The following is a 263-nucleotide window of genomic DNA, read 5'->3' on the forward strand; positions in this document are numbered from 1 at the left end:
CTGGGCGGGGTGGGGTACGCCGAGGGTTTGGATGTGGCGTCCGAGGTGTTCGAAGACCCGCAGGATGGGTGACTGGGCGGGGGCGCGGGCGAGTTGTGTGCCGATCCAGGGGTGGGCGTCGATCGCGTCGAACACGCCGAGTGCGAGGGTGCGGATCGCTTCCTGCGGCGTTGTAGCGGCGGTACCGGTGGTGTCGGTGGTCGTGGTGGTGGCGATGACGGCGTCGGTGGCGGCGTTGAGGAGTTCGTCCTTGCCCGTGACGT

Annotated in this window: 1 pseudogene; it reads right to left on the reverse strand. The window is 69.2% G+C overall.

What is annotated here, in order from left to right:
* A pseudogene (locus KVT44_RS56235) lies at positions 1-263 on the reverse strand (TetR/AcrR family transcriptional regulator); the annotation flags it as partial.

This window comes from Streptomyces sp. GbtcB7 (genome assembly GCF_019091445.1).
Lineage (GTDB): Bacteria > Actinomycetota > Actinomycetes > Streptomycetales > Streptomycetaceae > Streptomyces > Streptomyces mirabilis.